Source organism: Thermodesulfobacteriota bacterium, assembly GCA_034189135.1.
In the GTDB taxonomy this organism is placed as follows: Bacteria; Desulfobacterota; Desulfobacteria; order Desulfobacterales; family JAUWMJ01; genus JAUWMJ01.
Window position 1 is genome coordinate 72,483 of sequence record JAXHVO010000115.1, and the last position, 9,005, is coordinate 81,487.

The window sequence follows — 9,005 nt, forward strand, 5'->3', positions numbered from 1 at the left end:
TCCGCAAACTGCAATCTAAAAACTCCCTTCTTGCGTTAATTCCATCCTGTGTTATATTACTTCAAGTAAATTGGAATAATAAATCTATCACGGAAACATGAAAAAAAGAAATTTTTTCGTGCTTTCTATATTTATGGCAAACAGTATAAAAAAATTACAGCTATAATTATTTATAATACAAAATGAAAGGAAATATTGATGAAACTGGCAATAAGCGGTAAAGGAGGCGTAGGCAAAACGACTTTTTCAGCTCTGTTGGCACGTACTTTGGATAAGCAGGGCAAACATGTTCTGGCAATAGATGCGGACCCGGATGCAAATTTTGCGGCTGCTCTCGGCATTGAGGATTCCGATAAAATTACTCCCATTGCCGAAATGAAAGACCTTATTTTTGAACGAACCGAGGCAAAACCCGGAACCATCGGAGGCTTTTTTAAAATAAATCCCAAGGTGGATGATCTCCCCGACGCCCTTTCTGTAAAAATGGGCAATATTAAACTGATGCGCCTGGGCGGTGTGCCCAAAGGAGGGGGCGGATGCATATGCCCGGAAAGTACGCTGTTGAAGGCGTTGGTCATGCACATTGTGCTGGCAAGGGATGAAGTCGTTGTGCTGGATATGGAAGCCGGAATCGAGCATCTTGGAAGGGCAACGGCACAGGCGGTTGATAAATTGATTATCGTGGTGGAGCCCGGACGCAGAAGCATTGATACGGCTGCCAATATTAAAAGGCTCGCTGCAGAAATCAGACTAGATAATATAGCGGTGGTGGGAAACAAGATACGAAGCGAAAAAGATGAACAGTTTTTAACCAAACATTTATCAGATTTTGAGTTCTTAGGTTTTCTTCCCTATGATGATGCACTGATTGAAGCCGACCTTGAGGGTATTTCCCCCTATGATGTAGATTCGCCTTCAAACGCACGGGTTGAAAAGATGATTTCTAAACTCTAATGAGAAGACGAAGAAGATATCCTTCTAAAAAACCCAGAGCAAAAGGCAAGCAGGTCAATTTTCCTAAGAAATCCAGAATAGCGAAAATTAAACCCGGCGCAGAAGCCGGATTAAAAAAGGTTTTTGCTTCCATAGGTGTTCCGCATAAAAAGCCCTTTACCCCGGATCCCTTCCAGCTTGAAGCCCTTTCAGTAATTGAAAGTGCTGATTGCCTGGTGACCGCTCCAACAGGGTCGGGAAAAACATGGATCGCACGACAGGCAATGGCCAGGATATATGAAAAAGGCCAGAAAGCATGGTATGCCTCTCCCCTAAAAGCGTTATCCAATGCAAAGTATAATGAATTTTCATCTTTTTTTGGTAGCGGCAATGTGGGCATATTGACCGGTGACCGAAAAGAAAATCCAGATGCACCTGTGATAGTGGGAACAACCGAAATTTTGCGAAATCAACTGTATGATGCCATGCATGATGGAAAATCATTGTCCGTTGATCTGGTGATTTTGGATGAAGCGCATTTTCTTGGAGATGAAGACAGGGGGGTGGTGTGGGAAGAAATAATGATTTATCTTCCCCCCAGGATATCGCTTCTTTTGCTTTCCGCTACCATAGGAAACGCAAAGCAGATTGCCGGATGGCTCAATCACATGCGATCTAATAAATGTATTGTGGTTGAAGAGATAAACAGACCGGTTCCGCTTTGCCCTCTTTTTCTGCATCCATCGGGAATGCTTTTTCCGTTTTTAGCCGGTAAAGAGTTAAAGGGGAAAAAGAGAATTCATCCAAAGGTGGTTGAATATCTGAATGTCAGGCATCCTCCATTATTTGCCCCTCCCCGCCGATTGCCCCCCTTTGATGACATATTGCGTGTTTTAAAAAAATATAATCTGCTACCGGCCATATTTTTTCTTAAATCCCGGGCTGACTGTGACCGTGCCCTTGATCTATGCATGAAAAATCGTTCAAGCGGTTCTGAACAGGAAACACGTCTTGCTGAAAGGATTGAAAAACTAACTTTACAGCGTTCACATATTGCCAACCACAGGCAAAGGTGGCATCTTGAACACCTGGCTGTGGCAGCCCATCACAGCGGACAGCTGCCTGCCTGGAAGCTGGTGGTAGAAACGCTCATGACAGAAGGGCTTCTAAATGCTGTATTTGCAACATCTACCGTGGCGGCCGGGGTTAACTTTCCCGCCAGGACAGTGGTATTCCTAAATTCGGACAGGTTTAACGGAGTTGAATTTAAGCCCTTAAGTCCCACTGAATTCCACCAGATGACAGGAAGGGCAGGACGACGAGGAATGGACAACATAGGATTTACCGTTGCGATCCCAGGCAGGTTCATGGATTTAAGGCTGGTTGCAAAGCTTGTCACTTCCATGCCTTCTGATGTGATCAGTCAGATTAAAATCAATTTCTCAATGGTACTTAACCTGCTGTTGTCTCATACACCCGGCCAGATAGAAGATTTGCTGGAAAAATCTTTTGCCACCTATCAGATTGCAAAAGGGAAACCATGCTTTGCTAAAGCTACGCAGGGCAGGGGGCAAAAGGGCTTGTCCTGCGTAGCCGCAGGCGAAGCAGGAAAGGGGCTGCGAATTTTTAAACAGGTATCTGTAACTGACAATAAACTTCTCTGGCGGAATTTTTTGCGGCATCTTGATTTTCTTAAAGAAAAGAAATACGTGGACAACAACGACAGGTTAACCGATGATGGAATCTGGGCATCCAGGCTCAGGGTTGACCAGCCGCTTTTATTGGGCGAAGGGTTCAGGCAGAGAATATTCCCTGAATCTGATCCTGCCCTGCTTGCTGCAATTGTTGCGTCATTTGTGGATGAGCGCGATGCGGATGATCATATTGATAAAAAATCTTTCCCCAAAAGGCTTTTGACATCTTTTGTTAAGGTAAAAAAAAGGCTCGGACCTTTTTCAACAGAAATGGCATCCCGTGGGTTTGAAGTCAGAAAACTTTTTTTAAGACCGGCGGTTGCCATGTATATCTGGGCAACCGGCCACTCATGGGAAAAAGTGGTATCTGTTTCAGATTTAGAGGAAGGAACCTTTGCCATGCTGGTCCTGCGCACTGCGGATCATTTAAGGCATATCAGAGCCCTGGCCGATGTCTTCCCGGAAGTTTTGATAACCGCGCAAACCGCCCTTGAGCTAATTCTGAGGGAACCGGTGTTGGATGAATAAGGGAAAAGGGAAGGGATAAGGCAGGAAAATCAATCACTCCCCTTTCTTTTCCCTTCTGCCTTTCTTTTTCCTTTACTTTCCATCCAGAACCTCTCTTATCTTAACAGACAGCTCTTTCATTTTAAAAGGTTTTTGAATGAATTCGTTGCATCCACGTTCAAGTATTTCGGCTGCCTGGCTGTTGATACTGTAACCACTGGAAAGAAGAACCTTTATTTTAGGATCGGTTTCTTTCAAACGGTCATAAAACTCTTTGCCGCTCATTCCAGGGATGATCATATCCATGATAACCATGTGGATCTTTTCCCGGTGATTTTTAAATATTTCAACAGCTTCTTTCCAACCCTCGGCAATCATGGCTTTATAGCCCAAGGCTTTTAGAATTTCCTGATTTACTTCAAGGATCATCTCTTCATCGTCCACCAAAAGGATGGTTTCCGTGCCTTTTAATATTTTTCGGGTTAATTCTTCTTCCTGAATGACCTCTTTATCCGATGCGGGCAGATAAATATTAAAAGTCGCTCCTTTTCCCTTTTCACTGTAAACATCAATAAGGCCGCCATGGTTCTTGATCACCTCGGAAGCGGAAGCAAGCCCCAAACCGGTCCCCCTGCCTTTATCTTTGGTAGTAAAAAACGGGTCAAATATTTTTTCCTGAATCTCCCTGTCCATGCCTGATCCGGTATCAACGACGGATACCTTCACAAATTCGCCCGGGGTTAATTTCAAATTTTTCGCCGAACCTTCGTCAATTACCACATTTTCCGACAACAAATGAAGATCTCCACCTTCGGGCATGGCATGCAGCGCATTGATATAAAGGTTTAAAAACACCATCTCCATTTGCCCCTGATTGACTTCCACTGTCCATATTTTTTTTAATAAATCGGTATGAATTTTTATTTCTTTTTTAGCTCGGCCAAACATGCTTGAAGTTCTTTTAATAAGCTCATTTAGATCAATGGTCCTGGCTGCATATCCTTCACCCTTGGAAAAGCCCAAAAGCTGTCTGGTAAGCGAACTGCCGTTTTCAACATAGCGTTCTATATTTTTTATTTTATTATAATGCGGATGGCTTTCATCGATATCGAAAAGCATTAAAGAGGCATTTCCCTGCATGCCCATGAGAACATTGTTAAAATCATGGGCAATACCCCCTGCCAGGTTACCGATGGCTTCCATTTTTTGTGAATGCTGGAGCTGTTTTTCCAGTTTTCTTTTTTCTATTTCCGCTTGAAAAATTTCGGTAACATCTCGCACAACCCCCCTGAATCCGGCAGGTTTGCTTTTATTGTCTTTAATCAGATAGAGAGAAAACTCAACGGCTCTGGTGGATCCATCCTTTCTGATAACCTCAAAATCTTTTACCTGGGCCGGCTCTCCGGTTCGGCATACTTCATCAGTGATTTTATTAAGTCTTTTAGAATGCTGGGAATTGGTATATTCTCGATTATTCATGCCGATAAGTTCTTCACCGGAGTATCCCAGGATTTTGCAAATGGAATGATTAAAGAAAGTAAAGTTTCCCGAAAGGTCAGTTTCTAAAAATCCTTCTTTAATATTTTCAACAATGGTTCTATATTTTTCATCCTGCTGTCGCATGGCTCTATCAGCTTCCCGGCGACGATTAACACTGTATTGTATATGAGAGCCGAAAATAAGAAACATGCATAAAACAAGAACACGGGTCAGGGTTTCAAACATGTCCTCGCCAAGAAGATGATGTACCACATTTGCTTCGGGAGATAAGAAAAAGAACATAAAAGATTCCAGAATCCAGTAAATTGCGGCAATACCGATTCCGGTCAAGACAATCGAATCTAAAAACCCTGTACGGATGTTGGTTTTACCTCTCATGCTGTCCTGCCTTTGGTAAATATTCAGATTCACGGTACATGATCCTCAATATCTTTGAGATGCTAATTCTTTTCGATTAAAATGGGGCTGCTACCATACGTTGTAGCTGCCAATATTGATTAGTACCGTATATAGTGAACGAACCAAAATCTAAAAATAAAAAAGGGATTAGCCCACAGCCGGCGGGCCAACCCCTTTATGAGAATTTTGAAAAACATCCCTTTTCCAAGGTTACGCGTATCAGCCTATTTTCTGTGTCAGGCTCAAATTTCAACCCTTGAAATATGACAAACGATGTTGCAGTTAAAATGATCGTTTTTTGTGTATATTCAAAGGAAAGCATGCGCGTGAATCCCATCAAAACGGGACGCATTTTTCAAAAGCCTCAATATCTTCATGGTGCCGGAGGAGAGACTCGAACTCTCATGGTCTTGCGACCGGAGGATTTTGAGTCCTCTGCGTCTACCAGTTTCACCACTCCGGCTTTGGGTTCGATTTATATTAAAATAGACCGAGGTTGTCAATAACATTAAAAATATCCTCCGGCGGCAATTCACTTTGCCTTAAAATCAGCGGTGTTTCACCGGTGACATCAACAACAGTTGAACCGGCACCCCCTCTGAGCGGTCCTGCATCAAGTATGAGATCAACCCCGGCTACAATTTTTTCATCAAGGTCCTCCACCTGAAAACACCCGGCACTTCCGGAAAGGTTGGCGCTTGTTCCGGTTATCGGGCAGCCTGTAGCTTGAACCAGTTGGTGTGCAATATTAAGTCTCGGTAGCCGGATACCGATTTTTCTTGTTCCGGCTGTCAGGTTGGCGGAAAGTCCATCCTTTGCTTGAAACACAAGGGAAACCTTTCCAGGCCAGAATTTTTCTATGATAGCTGTTGCAGCAGGAGGAATGACAGCCGCAAGTCTGCCCAGCTCATCTTTATCTTTGATTAAAACCAAAATAGCCTTGTTGGCGGGTCTTTGCTTAAGGTGAAATATCCTGTTTACCGCTTCGGCGTTAAAAGCATCTGCGCCCAGACCATAAAGAGTTGTTGTGGGGAATACAACCACTCCCCCATCCCGGATAATGCGTGCGGCATCGGCAATTATCTCAGCATCCGGATGGGTAATATTTATCTTGCTTATTTTATTTGATGCCTTCAATTTTAGTTGCTTTCTCATCAACCTGCAATGCCATTTCAGCTTTAAATTTCTCCAGCTTTTGCGTAAGTTCGGGATTGGAAATAGCAAGAATCTGTGTGGCCAGAATACCTGCATTTCGCGCACCTGGCTTTCCTATTGCCATGGTGGCCACCGGAATACCGGGAGGCATTTGTACCGTGGAGAGAAGGGAGTCAATCCCCTGCAGGCATGAAGAATCTATGGGAACACCGATTACCGGCAAAGATGTATGGGCTGCAATAACTCCGGCAAGGTGGGCGGCATGACCCGCTCCGGCAATAATAACTTTTGTGCCGCGAGTGGTGGCAGTAGAGGCAAATTCGGCAGCTCTTTTCGGACTTCTGTGGGCGGAAGCCACTGTCATTTCAAAAGGTATATCAAATTTATTTAATACAGCCGTAGTTTCCTCCATAACTCCCAGGTCGGAATCACTGCCCATTACAATTCCCACTTTAAAGGATTGTCCGGTCTGTTTTGTATCTTTTCCTGTTTCCAAAAAATACCTCCTTTATTTTTACTATTTTCAATTCACAATTCACAATTTACAATTTAATCACAACCAACCTCGTTTGCCATCTGTTCCAGTACAGCCCGCTTTTTTTCGTCAAGTTCATTTCTGTCAATGACCGCCCCTTTGATGCCTCCGTTTAATGCTATTTCGGAAAGAAAGCAGTTTCCATTTTTTAAAATGTGAAGATCGATGTGGGCAAAAGGGAATTTTCCGCGCTTCATAACGCTGAGGCAGAACTCTTTTTTATCTTTATCCAGTACATACGGATGGCTTTTACCCCCGGAGGAAATATTCATCCTGAAGTTGTATGGGTTATACCGGGTATAGGCTTCAGTATAGTCACCCACTATAATAATGCGCACATCAGTGAAATTTTCCAGCAAAGGCTGAAGAACAAAAGGGTAACAGGACTCGATCAGAGCCATGTGGCTGTAAAGTGACTCGACAGTCTCCCATCTGCGTATACCGTAGCCACAGTGCATGTGGTTTTCCTTGCTTACAACCGGGCCGATCCCATGCCTGTTGTATAGATTGATGGCATCAATCAACTCAACCCGTCGGGTGATGACTTGGGTGTGGGGCAGCATCAGGTCCCGGAAAATCAGCGCCTGCAAAGCTTTAGAACTGTTTATTACCTGTGAAAGAGGTGATGGAAAGCAATGCACCTCCCGTTCAAGAAGATCGATCAGCATCGATTGTTTCAGATGCTTGGAAGCCAACATACCGACAAAGATATCCCCGGGACCAAGCTTATGATATAGTTCTTTTAATTTTCTGTTTCCACTGATGATCATATCATCCGATGCCTATGCCTTTCAATTCCCAACTCTATTAATCGGTCAAGGAGCTGGCCGAAATCCAGCCCGGCAGCATTTGCGGCCTGGGGCAAAAGACTTGTGGGGGTCATGCCCGGGATGGTATTTGTTTCCAGTACATAAATGTCGTTGTCCCTAACAATCATGTCGGTGCGGCTGTATCCGTTGCACGAAAGTGCCTGATGTGCCATTTTGGCATATGTCTGGGCTTGTGAAGTGAGTGAATCGTCAATACGGGCAGGACATATTTCTTTGGTAATTCCCGCAGTATATTTTGCTTCATAGTCGAAAAAATCATGTGTGTCATCCGGGATAATTTCTATGATGGGAAGGGCTTGCAAATCTTTGTTGCCGATGACTCCGCCGGTTATTTCGGTGCCTCTAATATAGGACTCTATCAGCACGGTTTCATCATATTCAAAGGCCTTTATAAGAGCACTTTTAAGGGCATCTTCTGTTTTGACTATAGACATCCCTACGCTTGACCCTCCTTCTGCCGGTTTGACCACCATAGGCAGGCCGATCTGTTTTCGGCAGTTTGAGGGATTGATGGGGTCACCCTTTTTAGCAACCATGTATTTGGGGATGGGGAGATCATGTTTCTGGAAAAGTTGTTTGGAAATGACCTTGTTCATGGCAATCGCACTCCCCAAAACTCCGGAACCCTGATAAGGGATATTGAGCAAATCGAGCAACCCCTGTACAGTGCCGTCCTCGCCATATAGACCGTGAAGTATGATCAAAGCGACATCGATTTTCGCAGAATCTGCGACCAGGCGGTCTATATCTGTTTTAGGGTCATATCTGATGATTTCGTATTTGGTCTTATCAAGAGCTTCAAAAACCTGGTTTCCGCTATTGATGGAAACCTCGCGTTCGGAAGATATGCCACCTGAAAGTAAAGCAACTGTGAGCTTTTTCATGGGTATATTACTCCTTTTTACCTTTTGCTTCCATACGTCCGGCTACCTTTTCCACATACTGCTGAGGAAGATCAAAGTTTATCGACGCATTTCGCATGGAATTTAATTTCAGTATTAAAAAGTTTAATTTTTTTAAGGTGCGATATTTTTCTTTCTCATCCTTCATGTTTGCAAGGAGGTCTTCCGTTTTCTTTATTTCATTTTTAATCTCGATTTCAGGGGGAGTAAAGTCAGCATTTTTTAATATTTTATAAGCCAGGCGAAGGTCTTCGGCAACCCGGCCTTCATCCTCTAAATCAAGCGGTTTCCCTGATCCGGGAAGGTCTTTAAAATCTCCTTTCTTCTGGGCCTTTTTAATTCGTTCTTCTACAATTTTATCAAAACCGGGAAACATGGATAGACCTTTTCACCTTCTTTTAAGCGATGACAGGTTTAAATTATATGTAACTACTTAGTGTCTGAACGACAATTGAAAACTGTTTGAATTTACGATGTAAAATCGCATAGAAGTAAAACGAAGATTTTCCAGAAAATGCATAATTTACTTGCATTGGCAACTCGTTAAAGG

The 9,005-nt window shown here is 43.5% G+C and carries 8 protein-coding genes and 1 tRNA gene; 2 read left to right on the plus strand and 7 right to left on the minus strand.

The window, feature by feature from the left end; translation table 11 throughout:
- Window positions 1–198: 198 nt before the first annotated feature.
- Window positions 199–954, plus strand: a complete 756-nt coding sequence (locus tag SWH54_16790) for an AAA family ATPase (protein MDY6792924.1) — start codon at window positions 199–201, stop codon at window positions 952–954.
- The gene (locus SWH54_16795; GenBank protein ID MDY6792925.1) at window positions 954–3,155 is read left to right on the plus strand and encodes a DEAD/DEAH box helicase; all 2,202 of its coding nucleotides are present in this window, start codon (window positions 954–956) and stop codon (window positions 3,153–3,155) included. Before SWH54_16790 ends, SWH54_16795 begins: the two co-directional genes overlap by 1 nt.
- A gap of 72 nt (window positions 3,156–3,227) precedes the next feature.
- Here the strand turns inward: SWH54_16795 and SWH54_16800 are convergent, their stop codons facing one another.
- The 7 genes from SWH54_16800 to SWH54_16830 all read right to left on the minus strand — a co-directional run bounded on the left by SWH54_16800 (window position 3,228) and on the right by SWH54_16830 (window position 8,831).
- Window positions 3,228–5,012, minus strand: a complete 1,785-nt coding sequence (locus SWH54_16800; protein MDY6792926.1) for a PAS domain S-box protein — start codon at window positions 5,010–5,012, stop codon at window positions 3,228–3,230.
- 397 nt (window positions 5,013–5,409) lie between these two features.
- Window positions 5,410–5,496: transfer RNA gene (locus SWH54_16805), tRNA-Leu, on the minus strand.
- A 17-nt stretch (window positions 5,497–5,513) separates the two neighbouring features.
- Complete coding sequence (locus SWH54_16810) at window positions 5,514–6,188, minus strand: L-threonylcarbamoyladenylate synthase (protein ID MDY6792927.1); 675 nt, start codon at window positions 6,186–6,188, stop codon at window positions 5,514–5,516.
- Window positions 6,154–6,684, minus strand: a complete 531-nt coding sequence (gene purE, locus SWH54_16815; GenBank protein MDY6792928.1) for a 5-(carboxyamino)imidazole ribonucleotide mutase — start codon at window positions 6,682–6,684, stop codon at window positions 6,154–6,156. The genes SWH54_16810 and purE overlap by 35 nt, the downstream gene beginning before the upstream one ends.
- Window positions 6,685–6,737: 53 nt before the next feature.
- Window positions 6,738–7,493, minus strand: coding sequence for a hypothetical protein (locus tag SWH54_16820; GenBank protein ID MDY6792929.1), 756 nt, complete (start codon window positions 7,491–7,493; stop codon window positions 6,738–6,740).
- A complete protein-coding gene (locus SWH54_16825; GenBank protein MDY6792930.1) occupies window positions 7,490–8,437 on the minus strand; it encodes a D-alanine--D-alanine ligase in 948 nt (315 codons plus the stop codon). Before SWH54_16825 ends, SWH54_16820 begins: the two co-directional genes overlap by 4 nt.
- 7 nt (window positions 8,438–8,444) lie before the next feature.
- Window positions 8,445–8,831, minus strand: coding sequence for a DnaJ family domain-containing protein (locus SWH54_16830; GenBank protein ID MDY6792931.1), 387 nt, complete (start codon window positions 8,829–8,831; stop codon window positions 8,445–8,447).
- Window positions 8,832–9,005: the final 174 nt, after the last annotated feature.

What these genes read in the sequence shown, in the direction of transcription:
- SWH54_16790 (MDY6792924.1), top strand. Translation starts at nt 199, where the DNA reads ATGAAACTGGCAATAAGCGGTAAAGGAGGCGTAGGCAAAACGACTTTT.
- SWH54_16795 (MDY6792925.1), top strand. Translation starts at nt 954, where the DNA reads ATGAGAAGACGAAGAAGATATCCTTCTAAAAAACCCAGAGCAAAAGGC.
- SWH54_16800 (MDY6792926.1), bottom strand. Translation starts at nt 5,012, where the DNA reads ATGAGAGGTAAAACCAACATCCGTACAGGGTTTTTAGATTCGATTGTC.
- SWH54_16810 (MDY6792927.1), bottom strand. Translation starts at nt 6,188, where the DNA reads ATGAGAAAGCAACTAAAATTGAAGGCATCAAATAAAATAAGCAAGATA.
- SWH54_16820 (MDY6792929.1), bottom strand. Translation starts at nt 7,493, where the DNA reads ATGATCATCAGTGGAAACAGAAAATTAAAAGAACTATATCATAAGCTT.
- SWH54_16825 (MDY6792930.1), bottom strand. Translation starts at nt 8,437, where the DNA reads ATGAAAAAGCTCACAGTTGCTTTACTTTCAGGTGGCATATCTTCCGAA.
- SWH54_16830 (MDY6792931.1), bottom strand. Translation starts at nt 8,831, where the DNA reads ATGTTTCCCGGTTTTGATAAAATTGTAGAAGAACGAATTAAAAAGGCC.